At 35.3% G+C, this 23985-nt stretch carries 17 protein-coding genes; 2 read left to right on the top strand and 15 right to left on the bottom strand.

The genetic code is table 11. The features are described 5' to 3' along the window. Positions 1-90 precede the first annotated feature (90 nt). From ACTJIP_RS10745 to ACTJIP_RS10735, 3 genes are all read right to left on the bottom strand, one after another. Complete coding sequence (locus ACTJIP_RS10745; RefSeq protein ID WP_440704554.1) at positions 91-3546, bottom strand: hypothetical protein; 3456 nt, start codon at positions 3544-3546, stop codon at positions 91-93. A 2-nt stretch (positions 3547-3548) separates the two neighbouring features. Further along, positions 3549-5099: a T9SS type A sorting domain-containing protein gene (locus ACTJIP_RS10740; protein ID WP_440704553.1), complete on the bottom strand. Its 1551-nt coding sequence runs from the start codon at positions 5097-5099 to the stop codon at positions 3549-3551. A gap of 444 nt (positions 5100-5543) precedes the next feature. Next, entirely contained in the window at positions 5544-5747 is a 204-nt protein-coding gene (locus tag ACTJIP_RS10735; protein ID WP_440704561.1) for a phosphatidylserine decarboxylase, read from the bottom strand. A 710-nt stretch (positions 5748-6457) separates the two neighbouring features. Here ACTJIP_RS10735 and ACTJIP_RS10730 point away from each other — a divergent pair. Both ACTJIP_RS10730 and ACTJIP_RS10725 read left to right on the top strand, forming a co-directional pair. Then, positions 6458-7291: a helix-turn-helix domain-containing protein gene (locus ACTJIP_RS10730; protein WP_149389401.1), complete on the top strand. Its 834-nt coding sequence runs from the start codon at positions 6458-6460 to the stop codon at positions 7289-7291. A 73-nt stretch (positions 7292-7364) separates the two neighbouring features. Next, positions 7365-8813: a serine hydrolase gene (locus ACTJIP_RS10725; RefSeq protein ID WP_440704552.1), complete on the top strand. Its 1449-nt coding sequence runs from the start codon at positions 7365-7367 to the stop codon at positions 8811-8813. 288 nt (positions 8814-9101) lie between these two features. Here ACTJIP_RS10725 and ACTJIP_RS10720 read toward each other — a convergent pair whose 3' ends face one another. From ACTJIP_RS10720 to ACTJIP_RS10665, 12 genes are all read right to left on the bottom strand, one after another. Continuing rightward, entirely contained in the window at positions 9102-9878 is a 777-nt protein-coding gene (locus ACTJIP_RS10720; RefSeq protein WP_440704551.1) for an SDR family NAD(P)-dependent oxidoreductase, read from the bottom strand. 10 nt (positions 9879-9888) lie between these two features. Beyond that, a complete protein-coding gene (locus ACTJIP_RS10715) occupies positions 9889-12954 on the bottom strand; it encodes an efflux RND transporter permease subunit (RefSeq protein WP_219072614.1) in 3066 nt (1021 codons plus the stop codon). Between the two features lie 6 nt (positions 12955-12960). After that, complete coding sequence (locus tag ACTJIP_RS10710; RefSeq protein WP_219072613.1) at positions 12961-14004, bottom strand: efflux RND transporter periplasmic adaptor subunit; 1044 nt, start codon at positions 14002-14004, stop codon at positions 12961-12963. Positions 14005-14018: 14 nt separating this feature from the next. Then, positions 14019-15335, bottom strand: a complete 1317-nt coding sequence (locus tag ACTJIP_RS10705) for a TolC family protein (RefSeq protein ID WP_440704550.1) — start codon at positions 15333-15335, stop codon at positions 14019-14021. Between the two features lie 246 nt (positions 15336-15581). Further along, entirely contained in the window at positions 15582-16556 is a 975-nt protein-coding gene (locus tag ACTJIP_RS10700) for an NAD(P)/FAD-dependent oxidoreductase (protein WP_440704549.1), read from the bottom strand. Positions 16557-16700: 144 nt separating this feature from the next. Further along, on the bottom strand, positions 16701-17318 hold the full coding sequence (locus ACTJIP_RS10695; RefSeq protein WP_077416084.1) for a TetR/AcrR family transcriptional regulator: 618 nt from the start codon (positions 17316-17318) through the stop codon (positions 16701-16703). Between the two features lie 298 nt (positions 17319-17616). After that, positions 17617-17769 carry a hypothetical protein gene (locus ACTJIP_RS10690; RefSeq protein WP_428168032.1) on the bottom strand — a complete coding sequence of 51 codons (153 nt, stop codon included), beginning with the start codon at positions 17767-17769 and terminating at the stop codon, positions 17617-17619. A 289-nt stretch (positions 17770-18058) separates the two neighbouring features. Further along, positions 18059-19003, bottom strand: a complete 945-nt coding sequence (locus ACTJIP_RS10685; protein WP_440704548.1) for a BPSS1187 family protein — start codon at positions 19001-19003, stop codon at positions 18059-18061. A gap of 525 nt (positions 19004-19528) precedes the next feature. Further along, positions 19529-20653: a hypothetical protein gene (locus ACTJIP_RS10680; RefSeq protein WP_428168034.1), complete on the bottom strand. Its 1125-nt coding sequence runs from the start codon at positions 20651-20653 to the stop codon at positions 19529-19531. Between the two features lie 188 nt (positions 20654-20841). Further along, positions 20842-22389: a tetratricopeptide repeat protein gene (locus tag ACTJIP_RS10675; RefSeq protein WP_219072608.1), complete on the bottom strand. Its 1548-nt coding sequence runs from the start codon at positions 22387-22389 to the stop codon at positions 20842-20844. Between the two features lie 329 nt (positions 22390-22718). Further along, positions 22719-23036, bottom strand: coding sequence for a helix-turn-helix domain-containing protein (locus tag ACTJIP_RS10670; RefSeq protein ID WP_228408784.1), 318 nt, complete (start codon positions 23034-23036; stop codon positions 22719-22721). Further along, entirely contained in the window at positions 23033-23449 is a 417-nt protein-coding gene (locus ACTJIP_RS10665; protein ID WP_077416232.1) for a transposase, read from the bottom strand. Before ACTJIP_RS10665 ends, ACTJIP_RS10670 begins: the two co-directional genes overlap by 4 nt. Positions 23450-23985 lie beyond the last annotated feature (536 nt).

The following is a 23985-nucleotide window of genomic DNA, read 5'->3' as shown; positions in this document are numbered from 1 at the left end:
GTATAGATATAATTCTCTGCCGGTGAAAGCTGACCTTGAAGTGAGCCAGCCACCAGGATTCCTATTGGAATTATGAGTTTCTTCATCAGTTTAGTTTTTAAAATGGTATTGGTATTCTTTTAAGGTCTTATAGGATACATTGCCAGCAGCATCCCTGGTCTCCTGCTTTATCTCTTTAATTCTGTTTTCCGTATCATAAAAATAGAGTTCCTTTAATCCTGAAGGCTGTATTATACTTCTAACTCCCACCAAAGGATCATAGGTATAAGTCGTAATCAGCGCTCCAGACACTGCCGTTTTCCTGAAAGTATCCAAGGAACTCAACAACGCCGATTCATCATTATTCAATCCTGCTGATGCATCCGTATTCGATGCATTGACAATAGTATCAATTAACGACTGCTGGATATCTGACTTTCTCACCCCTTCCAATTTGGCAATGGGTTGTGTTTTATTGTAACCCCAGATAATTGTAACAGGAGTACCTTCTTTCAAAGCATACTCCTCCAGATTTCCCTTACTATCATATCTATCATACTTTATCTTGGTTTCCATAACGTTGGTCAGGGTATTCAAACCTGTAACAGCATCAGGAAAAAGACTCGTGGTAGAAGGATCATAAATAACCTCTGTCTTGGCAACCGCTTTCTCTGCAACTACAGTATTTAGCTTTTGACTTACACCTGTTTCCAGAGGAATACTGATCATATTGGCATTGATAAGCTTCTGATTATTCTTCTCCGTTGCATAAAGGTAATTGGTCTTTGTCGTGCTGCCATCAGCAAGAAGCTGTGTAGATAGTGACGGATAATCAAAAGAATTATAAGTATTGTTTGTGGTGCTCGTTACTGAACTCTGTACTCCATTCTTATAAAAATAAGATGTCTCAACTTTCTTCGATGGTAATGTGATACCATATTTTGTAAAATATTTATAAGGTGTAGCTAGAATGACCTGAGGAAAATATTGCTGAAAGGCACTATAATATTTATACTTGTATCTTTCAGGATTAATATTATTGTAAAAATTATCTTTTGCTTTTATTCCTTCAAGTTTTTCAAATACGTAGCTCGCATACTCATTATTAACTTCTGAAAGTATCTTACCATCCATGTCATATTTTTTCTCAAAAACCATCTGCCCTCTAAGGTAATCATGATTGGTAATCGGCAAAATAGGCATACTTGGTACAAACATTTCCGGGTTAGGAAAATCAATAGGCGATCTGAATTTATAAACAGTTTTACCATTATCCGTAATACTGTTATTGCTGCCTCTTACAATCTGCCTTAAGGTTACATACTGATATCCAACATCTGAACCCTGTGTTTTTTCAGATGGAATGATATTATAGTTGGTAGTTGTATCGGATGTACAGCTATAAGATAAATAACCATCAGAAAGAGCTGGGTGATACTCATATGTTATTCCTTCTTGATATTTGAAAACAGGTTCCGGGAAAACTAAAGCTCCACTGCTTTTTTGAAGATCGTTAATATCAGTATAATCATATATAAATTCCTTTGCCGGGTTTGTCAAAACAGGATTATCAAAATATTTAATATTATTAACCCTTAATCCACCTCCTTTTTTGGTCAGGTAACTTGTAAAATAATGCTCTTTTGTAGTCGCTGTATAATTGTATGAGACAGGCATCTGTGTATATCCATAACTTCCCGTAAATGATGCATAATAAGTACCTGGCTGCAGATCCACTTCTCCATCGAACTCGGTAATTGGCTGTGAGTTCTCACCAGGATTATGGCTTGGGCACTGTACATTACCATTATTTAAGCAAGACTGCCATGACATTTCCCAAAAATGTAATGAAGGAGAATATGTGTTACTTCCGGTTTTTTGGTAAATATCAAATCTCCAGTTTGAGTATATTAAACTTCCCAGATCAAGATGTAGTTTTACCTTTTGTGGTGAAAGTATCGTAAAAAATTCTTTTTTCTGCGAAGGGCTAAATGAGGGGATATCCAATGTAAAAGTACTAACTGAATCCACCCATTCTCCTGTAATAGGTTCCATTGGTTGATTGAACCCGGCAGCATGGCTATAAACATTTTCTCCAAAATCAAAAACTACTTTACCTTTGGTTGGATAAGTAATAGAGTTGATAACATCCTGAGTAATGTAAGTCGGTTTATAAGGTTCTGGTCCTTTGTAGTATCCCCAATTGTCTTTTCCGAAAGTCTTATCAAAACTATTATAAGTGATATTATATTCATTTAGATTATTTCCTAAACTCGTTTTTGTAATTTTTTTAAGCAAAAGCTTTTGCAGAAAACCCTGAGGATAGGGAGGATTATAAAAGGATGTGTTTGAATAATCATAATCAAAAGAATATTTATCAACGTACTGGCTATTGCTCTGTCCTGTAATATTGCTTTGAATTGACTTTAACTTATATAGATTAGAGGCGTTTAGATAATTAGAATCGGTTCTTCCTTTCTCGTAGAAAAAGTTTACTGTTCCTTTATCTGTTATTGCAATACTGGTCAGAAGTTTCGTGTTTGCAGTATTATATACAGTCTGAGCCTCTATAGCTCCAGGCATTTGAGGATCAGGATTCATTGTGGTATTAGAGTAATTGTATGTAATGTTTCCTGCAAGCCTATTTGTTCTTGTTTCTGGATCCTTATACTCAACTTGCGAAGCCTGATCATAGTTAAAGGTAAGCAATACATTATTGCTTGGATCTTTAACTTTTTCCAAATGAAATGCTGTAAAATATATTCCTCCACCAAGATTAGTGGCTATATCACTGGAACCATTAAGCAACCCAACTTTTACAGTAGATACATTTTTTGAGGAAGTTTCCATTCCCCGAAATAAATATTGATTCCCTTTATCGTCTGTAATGGTAATTGTCTGCACTTCACCACCCGAATCATGGGTACTTGTAATTTTTAAATTATTCCGATCCAGCTTCTCAGCAATGAAATTCCCATTAGGATCTTTCTTAATGATAAATCTTCCGGAATAACCCATAAAATTATACTGATACAAATCATATTCTGTGTCATATGTGCCAATTCCCACATAAAATGCATATTCGTTGATATTCCAGTTGGTAAGCTGGTCAAATATCAATTTATAGGTCGGGTTATTTTCATGTCTATAGATCCCATATTTTACAGCAGGAGGAGAAGACATAAAGGTAGATTCTATTTTGCCATCAGCAACTCCTCCCCTTACTGTTCTTGTAATAGTTCCTCCCGCTGATAAATTCCAGCCGAGCCCCGTTTCTCCGGCCTTATCATCCGGTTTTGCACTTAAAGGATGGTATTTTAACTGGACATTTAGATTAACGTTAGAGTTACTTGTTGGAATATTAAAAAGAGGAATACTAATATCAGGAATTCCTGTATAATAACTTACCGGCACTTCTTCAAACTTCATCAAATTATTTGAAGTAGGAGCTGCTGGAAATATTTTATTAATATTATCTACATCTTTATTAAAATCATTACCTGTTTGTGCATTTAACTGACAATAAATATTTGACAGAATAGCTACAGTTAATATTTTTCTTTTCATGGTTATTTTTTTATCAGTTTAGCATTCGCTGTTTTATTGTTATCCGTTTTTATAGTCACCAGATAAGCTCCCTGAATGAGTGACTGAGTATTAATCTTAGTCACTCTATTTTTTGTTTTCAGACTCTGAAGCTGTCTTCCGCTCATGTCATACAATAGAATATCTGCATCTTTAAAGTCAAAGCCAATTTCCACATAGGCATAATCAGAAACAGGGTTTGGATAGATTTTGATATCGTATTTTTCAATTAATTGATCCACCTGCTTATCTCCCAGCTTTACAATCTTCCAGTTCTCTTTTCCGAGCTCTTCTGCACTGGTTCCTGCAAGAACGATGGAGCCATCTCTGTTCAGCTTTAAATCAGAAAGCCTTTCTTCCTTCTTTCTGGATTCTCCTTTAACATGTTTTCTCCACTGTTCATTACCATTCTGATCTAAATACAGCATCCAGAAAGTTTCATCATTAGTCTGTATTCTTCCTTCAGCATGGGTATAACCTCCCAATAAGATTCCTTTTGAAGATTTATCATCTGCTGAATGAATCACATTCATTCCCATCAGAATATCACGGTTCTTGAAATTGTAAGATTTCTGCCACTGTTCATCACCTCTTTCATTTAAAGATATCAGCCAAAGGTCTGTGCCTTCTTCAAGGCCTACAGTTTTATTCCCTGACCTGTCTGATCTGGATTCTCCGCCAATGATAAAGCCAGTTGAAGTTAAAGCCAGCGTTCTCAAATGATCATCACCCTTTCCTCCGAAATTCTTTTCCCATTCTACTTTTCCGTTTTTATCAAGCTTCACAATCCAGTAGTCACCCTCACCAAAGTTTTCGGTTTTCTTTGTTCCTCCCAGTGAACTTCTTGAATAGATTCCAAGTAATGCTCCGCCATCTTTCGTTGGAATCATCTTCTCTACTTCATCTAAGCCCTTCCCTCCTAAGATTATTTGGGATAACTCTTTTCCATCCCTATCCAGTCGGGTAATGAAGACATCTTTCGATCCATATCCTTTTGAGGCATTCTGTATATTTCCGGCAACAAAAAATCCCAGGTCTGTTGTCTGTATAACAGCTCTTGCTTCTTCATCAGAAGAACTGCCTAATGTTTTCTGCCATAATTCATCACCGAATTCATTGATCCGGATCAGCCAGATATCGGATCCTCCTTTAGAATCATCTTTCTTATCCAAACCTTTCCCTGAATAAGAAGTACCGGCTAACAAACTTCCACCATCTTGCGTAGTAACAGTTGCTGACAAATAATCATGGCTAGAGCCTGAGAAATACTTTTCCCAGACTTCTTCTCCTTGTTGGTTTAGCTTCACCAGGTGAAAATCATAACCGTTATTTTGCTTCTGGCTGCCAGCCGCTTGCGATTGACTTTTAGACTCTATTGAACTTCCTGTGATAAGATACTGCTGATCAATGGTTGTGGTAATCTGGCTTAGAAAATCCTGGGTAGAGGATTTGATATCTTTCTGCCATACCACCTCTTGGGCAGAAGTGCCCAGAAAAGCACATAAAGTAAGCGCTCCGAGATAGATTTTCTTCATTCCCGTATTGTTATTTTTGAGTTAGTAATTAGTTTTATGAAAACGTTGTAAATTTAACATTTTTTAAGAAACAAATAATAAAATATTTTCACCACAACTAAACTTAAGATTTATTTAATAAAAATAGGCTACAGAAACGGCAAAACCTATTATATTTCATAGCTTCACAAAATGAAAGAAAGTATAACATTTAGACAATCAACATAACCAAGACTTGAATTGTAAGAAAATTTACATCTAAAGAAAATTATTTGCTCAAAATAAGTTACATAATTTAATCTTAATTTGGCTCAATCGAACCAAATCATCAATAAAAGTGTTTGAAGATACGCTCGTCTTGGTCACCAAAAGCCAAATGGCGCCAACTGAAAACAGTTGGCGCCATTTTTTATATTATAGAAAACTACAGACAAAAAAGTTATAAAGCTATGCTCTCACCCATTTTCACATAAGTCTCAAATCCTTTTTCTTTGTGTTTTCAATAATATCCTGATCGATTTTTATAAGATTTTTATCGACAAGCATCACAATTGTTGAGCCTCCAAATGCAAAATATCCCATCTCCTGCCCTTTTGAGATTTTTGTGCCTGGATTAAAAGTATTCATAATACTTCCAAACATAATCACTCCCACAGCAGAAATCAGTATTTTACCTTTCTGAATACATTTTATTTACAAACACATCATCATCCATATCGTTATAAGCATCCACCAAATTACCTGTCTCAAAGAATTGTAATCTTCGCAGACTGTTTATGCAGTAGTCTTTTGTTGGCATAGGAAGCAGGCTGTCAATAATACCTTAGCTTAATTTTTTACCGGTTTATTATGAAAAATATTTTCTAAGTCAATACATCAAAATTTGAACTACCGATGACTGAAATATATAGATATTTTCTTACGTTTATTCCTTGTCCTATCAAAGTCACTAACTGCCAATTATTGCCGGATGCAGTAGATTTCTTTTGATCTCATTAAAAAGTCATATTTCACACAAAATACCAGTGAATGCTGTAGCGGGTAGAGTTTTCACAATATAACCCTGTTTAAATTTTTTTTATAAAGATTTTAAACAGGGTTATCATTAAAAATTATTCAAGATAATTTTTATACTGAGGTTTTCATAAATTTGTAAAAGTGAAAGGTATCACAAAGGCACCTAATTTCGGATGTAAATGCGCTATATTATAGCATATATATACAAAGTTAGTGGTAATTCTAGTGAACCAATGGCAAAAGACAAAAAAGCCTGTTAATGTATTATAATAAATTAAAGGCTCGTTAACAGCAAGTGAATATAATTTTATTCAAATACCTGTACAAACATTTAGCTAGGCTCTAAATCCCAATTACAACCCATGAAAATAAAAGTTTATTCCCCTTCCAATCCTTTACTTAAAAAATACATAGAGTGTATTTATATACTCACACATACCTCTGAAGAAAAACCGGCCAAATACATCACCTTCCCATCTATTTTCACCATTGTTTCAAGCAGTGAAAGATCAAAATCAATCAATAAAGAAAATCAATTAACCATCGGTCAATGCGACAACAATGAATTGGAAACCAATTTAGTATCTGATTTTAATAAGCCAGTATATGTCCAGTACGAAGGGAAAATAAACGAAATTACGATCTATTTTAAACCATTGGCTATTAATTCATTTTTGGAGCACGAATTAAACCATTACAACAGTTCAAACTTTTCTGAATTTTCACCTTATGAAGATTATAGAAAAGCGATGATTGACATTCTTTCTTTGCAAAATGATACCGAAAAAATTGAAGCTATTGAAAGTTACTGGTTATCCAAATTAATAGGGTTTCAACATAACTTCCTTGAGACTGTTTTGTCTGAAATGATGTGTGATGAAAATGACGCTGTAACCATTACAGAACTGTGCGAAAAAAATGCTATTTCGCGTACAACATTAAACAAACACTTTGGCAGACATATCTGTAAAACACCATCTCAATTCAAAAAGATTTTAAGATTTAGAAATGCGGTCAACAAATACGCATCAAATAATGCACGAAACAACTTAACGGATATCGCCTACGGTGTTGATTACTTTGACCAGTCTCATATGATCAGGGAATTCAAATCAGTGACTGGGTTTTCTCCCAAGGTTTTCTTTGAAAAAACGACTGTGCTGGAAAAAAAACAAATTCATTGGCTGTTTTTATAGGTAGGTTTACAATTGTACAATTTTTCCTTTTCTGCTTAAAGTAGTTTTGTCGCTTAATCATAAATGAACCCATATGACCATCCGTCAAATCTATTTTATTACACTTGTCTTCTTGATAGCTCTTTTGCAACCTATTGTGGTCCAATCACAACATTTAGGAAGTATCGTTAATCCGATAAAGTCTCACTTAAAAAATCTTGAAAAAGAAAATAACTTAAGCGGGGTCGTCCTCATTGCAAAAGACGGCAAACCAATCTATAGAGAAGCCTTTGGTTTTGCCAATTTGCAGGACCGTGTTAAAAATAAACCGAACACGAAGTTCAATTTGGCTTCTATCAACAAGATGTTCACAGCAATGGCTATTATGCAATTGGTGGAATCCGGCAAAATCTCGCTTCAAGATAAAGTAGGTAAATATCTTTTGGATTATCCTAATAAAACCGTTGCCGACTCTGTGACAATCCATCAGTTATTAACGCACACATCAGGAATGTCCAGTTTTTGGGAGGAATATGACAAGCTTGCAAAAGTAAACTTCAAAACCGTTTCTGCTTACCTTCCATTGTTTGTTAATAAAAAACTGGCCTTTGCTCCGGGTAGTGACTTCTTGTATAGCAATTCCGGATATATCGTTTTAGGATTAATCATTGAAAAGGTGTCGGGTCAAAATTATTTTGATTTCGTAAAAGAACACCTATATCAACCTGCAAAAATGATTAATACTGATGCTTACGAATTGGATAATGCCATTCCAAATTTGGCTACCGGCTACACAATGTCATTGGAAGAGCCAGGGCAATGGAAAAATAATATTTTCTCAAATATGGCCAAAGGAACTCCTGCTGGTGGAGGCTATTCAACAGCTGACGATTTGTTGAGCTTTGCGAATGCTTTACAAAACAACATTTTATTGACCAAAGAGAGTACAACTCTTTGTACTTCAGGTAAAGTGAAATATAGAGAAGGAATGTATAGCTATGGATTTGAAGAAAACATAATCAACGGGCACCGCATTATTGGACATACCGGTGGACATGATGGTATTGCTTGCGAACTAATGATTTATCCAGATTTGGGTTATACTGTTGTTATTCTAACAAATGGAGAAGTCGAAAATTATTGGGAAGTGAGCAATCTAATAAAAAAACAATTAGTAGGTTCAGCACCATCAATTGACAATTTTTTTTATACTAAAGATATAATTAAGACAGTATTGAACAAAGGTTATGAAGCTGGCATTAAGGAAATAGAAAACAATTCAAAGAAATATTCATTAAGAGAAAATCTTATTGAAAGATATGGCTTTAAGCTATTGTTCGAAAAAAAGACTAATCAGGCAATAGATTTGTTTAAGCTAAATATTCACCTTTTTCCAAACTCAACCTATGGTTATTATTACATAAGTGAGGCATATAGGTTTTCTGGTCAAAAAAAACAAGCGATTGAATATTTAAAGCTATACATTGAAAAAGAACCAGAAGATAATGATGCCCAATTAAAATATAAATTGCTAATGGAATAACTACCGCTAACAAGTGTTTGGATAGGTTGGGGGAAAGGCTCAGATTATAAAATCCAAGCCTAACTTTTTAACTTACACACTTTGTGGGATAGTGTCGATAAATACGAGCTTTGTAATTCTTATTTTATTTGGCTCAATCGAACCAAATCATCGATAAAAGTATTTGAAGATACGCTCGTCTTGGTCACAAATAGCTAAAAGGCTCCATTCTAATCTAAATGGAGCCTTTTTTTTATTTTCCAATCCAGAATAAGCCAGATTAATATTTTTAAAGTTCAAAGAGGATGATCAGGCCTGCTTAGCAAGATTCTTTTTAATCTTCATCATCAAAAAATCTGGCATAAGCCGTGGTAGATTGGATAAAAACCAATTCATCGAACCAACGATCTTCTTGCCTTTTCCATTTAACAACAGTTTAACACCTTCTTTTGCAACGACTTCCGGCTGTACCGATTTGTTGGTTTTCATCATATTGGCCTTGAGCATTTCCTCGGTATAAAATCCGGTATCAATCGGTCCGGGACAAAGTGCAGTAACCACAACGCCCGTTCCCTCAAGTTCTGAAGCGAGTGTTTCTGTAAAGGCCAGTACGAAACTTTTCGTCGCAGAGTAAACCGAATAATACGGAAACGGCAGAAATGCCATTACCGAAGATACATTCATGATTCGGCCTGATTTTCTTGTCACCATATCAGTCGCAAAAAGTTTGTTAAGTACTACCAGACTGGAAATGTTCAAGTCGATCATCTTCAGTTCCTCTTCCAGAGAGGTCTCTATGAATTCTCCATAAGTTCCAACACCGGCATTGTTAACCAAACCAGTAACCAACAAATCTTTCTCCAGAACTTCACCGTAGAGCTCTATAGCATTATCCACCACAGACAGGTCTTTGACCATGCAATACACAGAGACCTTGTAGATACTGATCAATTCTTCCTCCAACTTTCTGAGTTTTTCCTCACTTCTCGCTACCAAAATCAGATTTTTACCTTTCTCGGCCAATTGAATAGCCATTTGGGAGCCTATTCCGGATGATGCTCCGGTAATTAAAATATATTCCCTCATTTTGTTAATTTTAATGTTCTTCTTCTTTTTCAACATCAAGACTTGGCGGAATCAGTTTGTACATTACAGGGGTCACAATTCTTGAAAGAATTGTTGAGCTTATCAAACCTCCGATCAACACAATTGCCAAAGGCGCGATCAAGGGATTTGAATTTAAGGCCAAAGGAATCAATCCACAGATCGCTGTGATGGAAGTTAAAACAACAGGAAGAAAACGGGTTTCTCCAGCGATTGCAATTGCTTCGTCGATTGACTTCCCTTCCAGTCTGAGCTGATTCGTGAAATCTACCAGCAACAGAGAATTTTTAACCTGAATTCCCGACAGTCCGATGAATCCGATGATCGCAACCATTGACATCGGGCTTCCGTCGATCAGCAGGAAAATTACCCCACCTAAAATTCCCAACGGAATGATGGACAAAACGATAATAATTCCTTTGAATGTTTTGAACTGTAACAACAAGACGGCAATGAAAAGGAATGTGCTCAAAATAATGACCGAGATAAAGTTACCACCCAGCGCATCGCCTTCAGATTCTTTTTCACCAGCCAGTTTGTAAGAGTAGCCTTGCGGCATTTTCAGTTGATCAAGCTTCGGAACAATATCCACCAGCAGGTCATTGGCATAGTATCCTTTGGCCGTCATTGCTGAAACTTTGGCAAATCTTGACTTATTGAAGTGGTTGATCGCTGTTGGAGAAATTTCAAAGGTAACTGTCGCAATCTGATTCAGTGCAATCGGTGCCCCCTGAACATTGTTGACATAAAGATTTTTCAAAGCATCAAGAGTGGAGAATTTTTCCCTTGGCAAAGTTAAGGTCACTGTTCTTGAATCACCCCGGTCATCAATGTAATCTCCAACAGGAAGTCCGGCAATGGCAAGGCGAATCACTTTATCAACCTCACTCGTCATCACTCCTAACGTTCTTGCTTTTTCTTTATTGATCTTTACCTTGACATCTGTTTTATAGGTATTCAACTCATTGCTCACGTAAACTGTACCTTCCTGTTTTCTCAGAATATTTTCAACCTGTGAAGAGAGTGATCGCAGCACCGCAGGATCTTCACCAAAAAGGCGAACCACAATATTGGCCTCAATCGGTGTTCCCTGTTCTAAATCTTTGACCTCAATTTTCGCGTAAGGTATTGTCTTAAATTTTTCTCTTAAGGTTTCGATCAGTTCGGTCTTTACAGCTGGTTTTGCCTCGTCATCCAATTGAACAAAGACCTGGGCAAAATCGGGCTTTCTGTCCTGTGGATGCACATTGTAATAAATTTGAGGGTTTCCTTTTCCCACATTCGAAGTATAATAGGTGATTTCCTTGTGATTTTTTAATTCAGACTCAACGATCTTCGCCACACGGTCACTTTCGGAAATGTTGGATTGAAGAGGCATTTTGATATTGATCAGAAACATCGGTTTTTCAGAGGTTGGAAATAGTTTAAATCCTGTAAAACTGAGTAACACAAATGCCAAAACACTCAAGGCCAATGAAATTCCGATCGTTATCTTTGGATATTTCAAAGCTCTAGGCATAATACCTTTGTAGCTGTTGGTCAGGAATTTCTGAAGGTATTGAAGAAAGATATTTCCGCCTTCGTGGTCGTGGGTCTTCAGAAACTTGCTCCCCAGAAAGGGAACTAACATCAACGCGACCAACATCGAAGCTAAAACACTCGTGATCACTGCCATCGGAAGACTTCTCATAAATTCTCCTGCAACATCAGGAAGGAATGCCAAAGGGAGAAACGCAATGATCAACGTGGCGGTACAGCCAACGACTGCCAAACCGATCTGTCTGGTGCCTTTCAGAACCGCATCTTTTTTGGAATGCCCTTCCCGTAGCCATCTTTCAATATTCTCGACGACCACGATACTGTCATCGACCAGCAGTCCCAAAGCGACCACCAAACCAACGATACTTAGCTGGTTTAATGAAAATCCTAAAGCGTTCATAGCGATCAGACCTAATGCCAATGACAATGGAATGGAGATCATGACAATCACAGAGGCGCGCGTCCCCAAAGGTAATAACGTAATAATAACCAATATGATCGCCAATCCAAAGTCAAAACCTAAATGTCCGAGACGCTGCGAAACCATATTCGCCTGATCGAAATTTTTAACCAATTTGATATTTTCGGGAAGCTCTTTTGCAGTCTGCTCAAGGATCGGTTCAAATTCTTTCTGAACATCTGTAATATTGACATTATCCTTCATCCCTGCACTGACAAGAACACATCGGTGTCCGTTGATCCTCGTGATATGATCTACCGTTTGCGATTTGTAACCCACTTCGGCAACATCTTTCATATAGACGATCTTTCCGTTGGCATTGTAGATAACTGTGTTGGCTACATCTTCCTCATTTTTGAACTTACCGCTCGTTTTTACGTTGAAAACTTTAGTGTCCATATCAATACTTCCACCCGGAATGTCGGCAGCCTCGCTCTGTAAACTTCCAATCACGACATTCAGAGGGATTCTCAGCTGAGCCAATTTATCCAGTTTCAGATCTACTCTGATCTCCTGCTCAGGAATCCCTGAATAGATGACGTTTTTAAGATTGGTGATCTTCTCGAGTTTTGTTTTAAGTTTATCGGCTTCATCGTGCATTTTTTTCTCCGAAGCATTTTCAGACACCAAGGCCACCTGCAGAATTTTGACATCGGCCGAGGATATCTTTTCTGTTTTGATCTGATAGATGTCCTTCGGAAGCTCACTGTTTTTAAGCGCATTGACTTCTGTTGAGATTTCCTGATATTTGTTTTCCACATCAACACCATATTTGAATTTAACTTCAAACGCAGCGACACCATCTTCCACAGTGGTCAGGATCTTATCGATATTCTCCAATCCATAGATCTTGTTTTCAATCGGTTTAACCACCTGTTCTTCCATATCCTTTGGACTTGTACCGGGGTAAATGACCGTTATCAGATATTGCGGCGGATGTGTTGCAGGATCTTCCGATCTTGGCATTGTGAACAGTGTCAGCATACCCACTACGGCAACGAGAAGAAACATGATCAACGTGAACTGGTAGTTCTTTACAGCAAAATTTGTAATTTTCATCAGTTGTTATTTAATAATTTTAATGTTCGACTGCTCGTTAAGATAGGCACTATTGGAGATCACTATTTTATCGCTTTTCTGAAGTCCATCCTGAACGAAAACTTTGCTGTTTTCAAATTTGGCGATCGTGATCGGTCTTTTCTTGACCCTGCTATTTTCTACAACATAAACAAAGGCTTTTTTTCCGTCTGCTTCGAGAAGAGAATTATAGGGGATCACAATAAAATCCTCAGAATGATCGGTTTTGATCTCTGCTTTTCCGAACATTCCCACGGCAGGTTTGCTGTCATTCATCATCAGTTTAAGCTCTACCTGAAAAGATCCGAGCGCCATATCAGCAGACTGCGATTTTCTAAACACAAAGGCGTCGAATTTCTTACCCGGATAACCGTCCAGCGTAACCACCGCCTTTTGCCCAACCTTTGCGGATGCCCATTCGGTATCTGTCAAACCGACTTTCAGTAAATAATTGTTGTTGTGGAAAGTTTCATTGATCATTAAAACCGGCGAACCCGGGCCTACGATCTCACCTTTGTTGGCTATTTTTTGTGAAACGAAGCCGTCAGCGCTCGCATAGATTTTTGCGTATCTGGCATTGAAAGCAACAGCATCTTTCTGTCTTCGGGCAATGTCCAGCCCTGTTCTGGTATTTTGTACCTGCTCCAATGTGTACACACTGTCTTTATATAAATTGGTTGCACGTTTGTAATCACGTTCATTCTTTTGAACATTTAAGTCGGACTGATTCAGACCGGCACGGATTTCGGTTTCATCTAAGGTCGCCAGAAGCTGACCTTTTCTGAAAAACTGACCCTCCTCCACATAAACACCACTCACCACTCCACCGATCTTGAAGGAATAGGTCGTTTCGTTTTCTGTTGTCACCAAACCTGATGCGCTGATATTTCCGGCAAGCGCCAGAGAACCGACCGATGTGGTTTTAACGGGAATGACCTCGGCACTTTCAAAGGGTTTGACTTCTTTTTTCTCTTCTTTACAGGACATGATGAAGAAAAGAGAAAGCATTGATATTTTTAATGTTTTATTCATGATCTTTTAGTATATTATCTTTTAAAATTAAATGTGGCATTGGCTCTCTCCAGCTCTGCAAAGGCAATCCAGGAATTATAGAGGGAAATATTGGCGTTCAGCTGAGTATTGACCACCTGATTTTGGGCATCCAGCAATTCGATGTAAATCGCCATTCCTTCTTTGTACAGTTTGGTAACATCACCATTGTATTTTTTGGCTGTTTCCTTTTGTTTCTTATCCGATTCATACTGTTCCAATGCTGATTTCAGATTATTTTGGGAAACCTCGAACTGCAACAGTAGCTGCTGCTTAACATTGTCGATCTGAGAACTGATCTTTTTGCTGTCCTCATCCACCTGCTTCAGCTTGTATCTGTTCTTATTACCTGAAAAGATGTTCCATTCCAGACTCAGACCTGCGAAATAGTAACGGGACGACTTTTCAACTTTAAAATCAAAATCCTGCAATCCCAGATCTGCAAATCCGCTTAGTTTTGGAAACCAGCTGGATCTCGTCAACTGGTAAACGTTTTCATTGATCTCCTTTGCCTGTCCCAATTGTTTCAATTCTTCTCTGCTTGACGTATTTTCTGTGATCATTTCGGTTGGTAATTCCATATTCTCATCGATTTCGATTTCTGAATCAAGCTTTTGATTTATAAGAAAATTGAAATAAGATTTTGCATTTTTGCTTGTGTTTTTTGCTGTCTCAAGATTCGCTTCGATTCTCGTTACCTCGTTATCACTCCTGAGTACTGCGGTTCTGTTGATCTTGTCATTTTTAAATAGCGATCTGTTGACCCTTTGATTTTCTTTGACTATGGCCAATGCGTTTTCATAGATCCTGATACCTTCCACAGATTGCAGATACTTGTAGTAGGCAATTTTTATGTCCTTGACCAATTCACGTTGGTAGATTTCCAGTTCGATCTTTTGCATTGTGGTTTGCTGCGCCTTGATCTTTTTATTGTAAATGATCTCATAATTCAACAGAGGCATCGTCGTGTGAAGTTTAACATCGTAGAAATTGTTTGGATTGATCAATACCGATTGATTCTGGAGTTGTGGAAAAGCGTTGGAATTCGTGATCTGATTCAATGTGCTGTACACCGGATTCAGCATATCCCCGATCGGAATGTCAATGGTTCTTCCGCCGTATGCAATGGTGTAATTTGTGACAAAAGCGACATTCGGCGAAAACAATGATTGTGCTTCCTTTAGCGCATACAGACTTTTATTGATGTCAAAGTTCTTCTGTTTGATCACTTCGTTGTTTTCAAGACCGATTTCTATGTATCGGTCGAGATGTTTTTGACTATACCCAAGAAAACCAAGGCATAACAGAAACATTACTGATAGATTTTTATTTTTTAAATACATTGTTTATAATTTGAACATTGTTCATGATTTTTTTCAAAAAAGGGTAATTATTCTAATCATTTAGTGAGACTAAATTGACTGTTTTATAATTCCATCAAAAGACATCAACAAAATTTCTCTCAAGATTGTAAATGTGGATTAATTTTATTGGAGCATAAAATAAATGGCTTGCTTCAGACATTTAGCATAACCTCACCTTATAAATCACCTGATTGATTAGCTAAACATTTCAGCAGATAACTCTCCATTGATTTTCACTCCCGCTACCGATCCGGATGATACTGCCAATGAAACTGACCTTAACATGTTACTATTGTCACCAACTGCATATACACTATCTAAGGTAGTTTTATGAGATTCATCGATTTTGATCAGACCTGCATCTGTCAACTCACATCCTAATTCCTCCGGAATATTAGAATGTTGACGGAATGGTACCGGTGCATACATTGCTTCAAAGCTTTCTGCTGTTCCATCATAAAAAATAACCTTTTCGATATATCCGTTGTGGTGTTGTATTTCTGAGATCTTTTTCTCAATTATTTTGACACCATTTCTTTTAAGGATTGCAATATTGTCAGCATTACTGGCATTTATCTCTGATGTAATCAATGTGACATCATCGGTCAGATTTTTAATTAACGAGGTAAAATACACCAGACGATCTCCATCTGCTAAAATTGCTGTTTTCTTGTTCCTGACTTCATATCCATGACAGTAGGGACAATGTATGACAGATATTCCCCAGCTTTCTGCGAATCCTTTGATATCGTGTAGGGAATCTAAAATTCCGGTGGCAAAAATCAGTTTTTTACCTTTAAATGAATTGCCATCTGAAGTCTTTATCACAAAACCCTCCGATATTTTGCTTCCATTCACTGCGAAACCATCATAAAACTCGATGGTTGGATATTTGGCAACCTCTTCCCTGGCAATTTTCGCAATTTCTCCCGGGGGTACACCATCTCTCGTCAAGAAATTATGTGAATGAGGGGTTTGTTTATTGCAGGGATTTCCACTGTCAATAATTAAGACATTCCTCAAAGAACGTCCGAGTGTCATGGCAGCAGAGAGTCCTGCATAACTGCCACCTACGATAATTGTATCGTACAATTTTTGATTACTTAAGTCCATATCAATATTTTTAAAGAAGACAGAAGGCATGGAAGTCGCCAAAAATGAGAGATGCATTTTTAATAAAAAATCTTCTGTCCATAATTATTTTATATAGTTTAATGTGTGTCTTGAAATTTCCTAATGAAAACTAATAATCTCTTACTACTTACACATTGTTTTTATTTTGAACAGTGTTCATTTTTTTCAGCAAAAAAAAACTTATAGTTTTTCTAATATTTTTAAATATTCGTTATAGCCTTCTGACAGAATAGTTTCCGGACTGCTGAATTTAATGCCTTTGGTTCTGTGACGGATCTCCAGACAGCACATACCGTGAACCAAACTCCAGATCATAAAAGACAATGCTTCCGAATTATGACCATTAAAATGGCCTTGCTTCATGCACTCCTCCACCGTTTTTTTTAAGTAGCCATACGTCTCAGTTCCTTCTGGCCACAGATTATTCTTCTGTTCCTCTAGATAATCCATCGGAGCTTTCAGATTGAACATTAGATCATACATTTCAGAATTTTCCATCGCAAATTTGATGTAGACGAATCCCATTTTTCTCAGTCTCTTCATTGGATCCTCTATTTTAAAAAGCTCATTGAAGTACTGCCCCAACTCCTGAAATCCGATGGAATGAAGGTCGTGGAAGATCGCATTCTTATCTTTGAAATAAACATAGACAGTACCCACACTGTAATTGATCTCATCAGCTATATTCCTGATCGTGGTATATTCAATACCTTTTTCAACGAAAAGCTTTTTAGCTCCGTTTAGAATTAGCAGTCTTAGTGCCTCTTTCTCCTTCTGTTTTCTTTCGCTGATACTCATAGAATGATTTTATGATACAAATGTATAAATATTTTTTGAACGTTGTTCATTTTATCTTACAATGTTTTCTATATCAGTAAAAAAAAACTTATAATCAAATTGTTATCTTTCAGCAGATTAAGACTTTCATTACAAAAGTGTCAACCCAAAAAAACTTAGTTGATTCTACTATAAAAAATCAAAACACTGAAAATCAATTAATTAACACAGAGATCAATGAAGGTTTGAAAACTTTACCTTCGATAACCTAACAGTATTCGAACACCAAAATTTAGAGAACAATCAAATGTATATTCCATTAAATTGTTTTCAATTGTTGTTCAAAAGCAAACAAAGAAATTTCCTTTAGAAAATGATTTATCTTCTCATCATTACCTAAAGTTTCTCCTACTCTTGACACAAACTTTTCTAATTTTATTCCAAATATTATTTTTATAAACTCCGGTAACATATTCAGAATTTTTTCATCAGTAATTACTTTCTCAGGAAAATATAATCTTGCTATTCTTTGTTTTGTTAATATATCAGAGACCTCATAAATGTCTCCTAAATGACAAAATATATTATTCCCTTCTTTTTTCCAAACATTCCTACTCCTGCCTTTAATGCTTGTTCACGTAATTCTGAAGCATAATTCTTTAAATTGACTTTACAACTGTTCTTAATGAGAAAATAGTCATCGTAATCAATTTTTCCCATCGAAAAAAGCTGTAAAGTCAATTTAAACTTCTATCCTTTTTCTAGCGTCCAGAACCAAGCATTTTTAGCCAAATAAGCTTATAAACAGGATTCCTAATGCCTTCTGTGTGATATGGATTGCGGCCTTTATTTTGTTTAAAAAGTGGCTGGTCTAGTGCAAAGACATTTTCTCTGGGTATGTGTAATGCTAGACATATTTCATCTAACTGCGCTGCGGCGGCTTCTTCTACATGATAAGTAGCAAAAACATTTTCAGGTTGAGTAATGAATTTCTGATAATACCAGCCAGCGATCTCTTTTGTTGTTGAATTGCTGTAGTCCCATCCTCCGGAAAAACTGATGACCCTTGCCACCGATTCATGCTGGGCAATAAATTCAGCCATACCTCCACCCTGAGATTGGCCGGCTATGGCTATTTTGCTCCAGATAGGCTTACCAGTACTTTGATTTAAGTATTGAGACCAGAAACCTTCTTTATCATTTCTTGATAAATACTGTAACAGTTTTGTCAAACGGGGTATAATAGCATCTTGAAATTCATCTGGAATAGACAAAAAAACATTATCACCGTAAATTCGTTTCCTACGAAACTCAGCTGCACAAGTAACATTTTCATTTAATTTATTGCCCACACATACCTGTGAAACACCAGGTGTGCTAATGAAAGAGAGTGCTATAATCCTATACCCCTGATCCAACGCTGTTTTAAAAAAATTTAATGGAATATTATCTGTTGATCCGTTGGTACCAGTGAGCCATAACAATACCTTATTATTTTTAATAGTCTTGTCGTAATACACAACATGTACACTGTCCCACTTACGTACAGAGGAATCCGCTTCGCTGGGTTTTATTTTTATTATTTTATATCCAGCAAAACCAACAGCAAGGTTTATGTTTTGCGCTCCTATACTTGTGCCTGGACTTATAACAAGTAGCAATAAAATTAATGGCACAATGATTGGGAAGAAAATTTTCTTTTTCATTTAGAATCAATGTTTGTTGAGTTTCATATATAAATCTCCTAGTCTGATAATAAAGTTTGTATTGACGGAGATAATCATCAAAATTTTATAGAAAACAGCTTGAGAACAGGAATAATGACCACCTATATTCCTGCAATAAAACATATTGGGACGCCCGAGGTAAGCTTACTGTACATTGATCTCAAACATTAGCAATATATTAAAAAAAAAGCTGATAATGTTAAAAAGGGGTTTATCCAATTTCGAGACTGCAAAGTCTTAATGTCACCTATAGCAATTTTATTTTTTTATCACTACCGTCCCAAATAAATTTCAACACTGTATGTTAGATAGATCCTTACTTTTCATAAAAGTTAGTGTAGTAATTTAATACTTTCCTCTCCATTATTGGTGTGTTAAGAATCTTTTATTGCTACATTTAAGTTTTTATTTTCATCCTTTCTATAATATTTATTTTGATTTTGAGCTTATCATAGTGGGTTCTGATTACTTTTTGTGTATATTTTTATTTCATCCTCAAAACTACTACAGAGGCTTATCAAACTGTTGTAATGTTAGAATCCCTTTCCCCCAATTATAATTGGCTCCAGTAGCTTTATTCATATTAAATCTTGCAAAAGAACCACTTGGAAAATTTGTACCTGCACCTATTTCTAGGTAGCCATGAAGCGAAAATACTATAGCCATTTCACTGGAAGTAGTGTTATTAATCGTTTCTGAATAAGTTCCAGCTACGCAAGAAACTCCAGTTTGAAGAAATTTTCTTGATCCATTAGGTTCTTCCACTCCTGCTTTTAAAAATCTTATTCCCTGATAAACGGTACCACTTGTATTTAAATTGAGGTTATCTCCAGTAGAGTCAGTTAATCCATTAGGTATTGAGTAATTAAAAAGGATCAATGAAGATGTATTAGCGGGAATATATACCGTAAAGCCATTATTATAACCAATATCAATGTTATTGATGACAGTCGTGGTTGGGTATGATGTATTCAATGCATATAAAACAGGATTAGGTGCCTGATAACTAAATATTCCTCTTGGGGTATAAGCATTAGGAGGCTGAAGACTAGCTAAAGGAACTTTTTTACCAGTACCATCACTTTGTAGTACCATTATTCTATCAGTATTATCTACGGATGTAGCATTAGGTACTGCATTGAATTTTACATTTCCATTTACTTCCAGCTTTTGGGCTGGTGTTGAAGTACCCATTCCAACATTTCCGGCATCCATTATAACAAATTCTGATCCTGCAGCTCTGGCTGAACCTGAAGAAGTTGCTCCAAGCTTAACCATTGTGTTGGCGCTATCATCCACAAACGCATCGGGAGTAGGATCTGCTACTGTAGTTAATTTACTCCATTTGCTTGTTACGCCATCAAAATAATAGAACCCTATACTATCTATATTTGATCCCTGCCCTGTAGCGCTGCCAGTGGCAATACTGTTTACATAAATAAGAGTAGAAGGCTCAACTGAAGTCATATTTACAGCCCTTTGCCTGTCTATACGCGGTATTAGTAATCCATCTGCTAAAGTTGAGGTTCCGCTTGAATTTTTTGCTATAATGTCAAGAGTCGCTTTTGGAGCCGTAGTGTTAATACCAATTTGTCCATAGATTATGGTGCCAAAAAATATCGCAGCCATAGGTAATAATTTTTTTTTCATTTTATAAGAATTTCTGTTACAAAGGAAAATAAACCAGAAATCTCATAAAAAAAAACAGATACGCAAAAAGGATTAATCACATAATAAAATAATAATCAATACATTACGATTGATAATATTAAAAAAAATAAAAACACTTAATATTTACGTACTATATAAGTATACCTTTATGTCTTTCTTTTTAGCCATAAATAGAGATCTTGATTGGCCTCCAGATTAAGTTTCTTCCGTAACATATATTTTCTACTTTGTACTGTTCGGTATGATCTAAAAGTATATGATGCTATTTCCTTAGATGAAAAATTTAGGTAAACATATGCCAAAAGTATCAATTCACTGGTGATAAGATTACCATTGATCTCTAACAATTTTATACTGAAATTCGGATGTAAAGATTGAAATTTTTCAAAAAAAACAGGACTATTTTTTTTTGCGGCTTCTATAACTTCATTTAAAGATATTTTTAACTTTTGCTCCAACTCATTAGTATACGCTATCTTTTCAGCTATCTCAAGTTCTTTGATATCCAGCTTTAAGTCATTTTGTTTCTTTGATTTACGAAAAACATAAATAACGATTAGTAATAAAATAATTACACCTATCAGTAGCCCCACTTCATAGTTAATTTTTCTATTTTCATTTTTGTAAATTTCTCTTTCTCCTTCTAAAATTTCATTGACAATGAAATTGCGATCACGATCCATATTTACATTGATGCTGTCTTCAAACCTTAGTCCTAAAATTGAATATTCCTTAGCTTTTTCGATGTCATTGCATTTAAAATAGAAATCCCCCAGCTTTTTATATAATATTCCATGCGAACGCAAATTATGGAGACTTGATTTATTCAATGCTTCCTGATAGTATTGAATAGCTTTATCATTCTTTTTTCTGTACATGTAAAGATCCCCCATCCCGATTAAAGCTTCAATTTCGTACGGATGTTCTTTATTTTTTAGAATTGATAATGACTTTTTAAGATAATACTCAGCTGAATCAAAACTTTTTTTTAAAAGATAATAGTTTCCTAGTGAGCTATAAGAGCTTCCCACTTCCCTATATGCAATATGCAGAGGAATTGTTCTTAATATCTTTTTTTCTTTTAGCAAATAGGAATATACAGAATCCGGAAAATTCTGTATAGTATACAAATTCGCCATCGTATTATAGGTGGTACTTTGAGTTAAAAGGTCATTGTAATTTTTGGTATTAATCTTTTCAATTTCGCGAACAGCCTTATGATAGTTTTGAGCTGCCGCTGTATAAAGTCCAAGATCTGTTAAATTATCTCCTATTAATCCATAATTACGGGAACTTTGCGTGAAATCACTTTTTAGATACGAAGTATATGATTGTGATTTCTTAATATATATATTACTTTTAAGGTATTTTCCCGCAAACGATAAACAGGAAGCAATATAAAAATTACCATAGCATAACCCTCTTTGATAATTATTTTTTTTTGATTCAGGTATTATTTTTTTCTCTACAATTAAAATAAGTTCTCTATCCTTTCCATTCATGTATAAATCATCAGCAATAACAATTAGAGAATCAATTTTACCAATCACTTTTTTGTCAATTTTTTGTCCCTTAGCATGGAAACAAATGACTAATAGCAACAACAAAGTTATCAGTCTAAAAAATGAAAAAAAAATTGATGAATGCTGTTTTTGAGAATAAGAAGAATACTGAAATTCTTTTGATTTTGTCATATGTTTTGTGTTATGATCCAACTCTCTTAATATTGCACTTTGATTACAGGAGAAATTATTCCTGATTTCTACTAAAACTGCTGTTTGCTTACAAATAAAGAATTCACCATTCCATTTTTAAAAATATAAGCAGATGAATTGATATTCTATAAATTATTTGTTTATTAGTATACAGAGATTACCTATAAAAAAGGATTTTACACGAAGAATCGTACAGCAATATTACCACTCAGCAAAGTGTCCAGCTAAAAACGATAATAGCCTGATCTCATTAGCAGAAGTTTTTAATACATATATATTTGTAAGTAGAATTAAAAATCTGTTTTAGATTACAATTTATTGTATAGTCTCTTCCATTTTGTAATCGTATTCCGGCTTAATTTAAAATGGGATGCTACATTGGTATTATTAAGCTTATTAATTTTCTGATATTGTAAAATTTCCAGAATAGCAGGTTCATCATAAGAGCGAAGCTTTTGATTATAGCAATCCTGTTCATTACTAAAAAGCAAATTGTTAAGCTTAATAACATCCAATACTGATAAAACATTCTTTTTGAGTAATGTTTTACATTTTACCTTTTTATCCGGATATTTTTGTTCAATAAGATCTTCATAAATCCTACCATAATTGGGATATTGTTTCATTTTTGAAATTTTTCTATCCATTTGTATAACGTTGTTTTAGGAATTCTATATTCCTCAATAACCTGTAATTTTGTCTTTTTGCCTGATGTAATTTGCTCCAAAATAAAATCAATCACTTCCTTCGAATAAATTGCTTTTCTAAAAACGGGCAGATCTGTCTTATTCTGCTTAACATTCGGTCCCTTAGGCGGGGAATACAAAATCAGATGCTGTGAATAGATACGGAAAAAATCGTATTCCGTTAACTTAGAAAACCTTAATAACGTATCACAATCAATATTTGCAGACTTATATATTTGCTGTAAATCAACGTCCATAATATTCAAAAAATTACAAACCCGGGATATTTCTATTCCGTTTTCTTTAATTTTTTGTTCTATCATCTGTCCAATGTGGATATTTTTAAAATTCATAAACATATTATAAAAGTATGTAGGTCATAAAGATTGTAAATCAAGATGCTGTTTTGTACTGTTGACTTCCAACCGATTACATTTAGTTTTTGAGTAGGAGAAACAGTACTAACTAAGGTCATTCAATATCTTTTTCATACCCTAAGATTTTTGTAGGTTAGAGAAGTTACATTCCAGCAACTTGAGAATCTATCAAATCTTCGCTCTATTAGAAACTTCAGTAATTTATGGAGGGAAAATGACAGAAAATCTAAATAGAGCAAAGCATTGGTTGTGTTTTTAGAATCTTTTAATTGTAACTTTTCTGATGTTAATAGATTTGGTTTTTATTTTAGATTTAAAATCATAAAGAAAAAATGGATTAATATCAATACTACTTATCTTAATTTGAGCTTAGACAGGTCTTTGCAATACAATTATTTATATGATAGATCGAATGACAAAAATTATGATTAATTCTTATGTATTTTATTCCTAAAACTCTAGAAAACAAATTTATTCGATTAGTACCAAAAAATCTTTACTGCATTTATACC

It is taken from the genome of Chryseobacterium sp. 22543, assembly GCF_052044565.1.
GTDB lineage: Bacteria > Bacteroidota > Bacteroidia > Flavobacteriales > Weeksellaceae > Chryseobacterium.
This window is presented reverse-complemented; position numbering and strand designations above follow the sequence as displayed.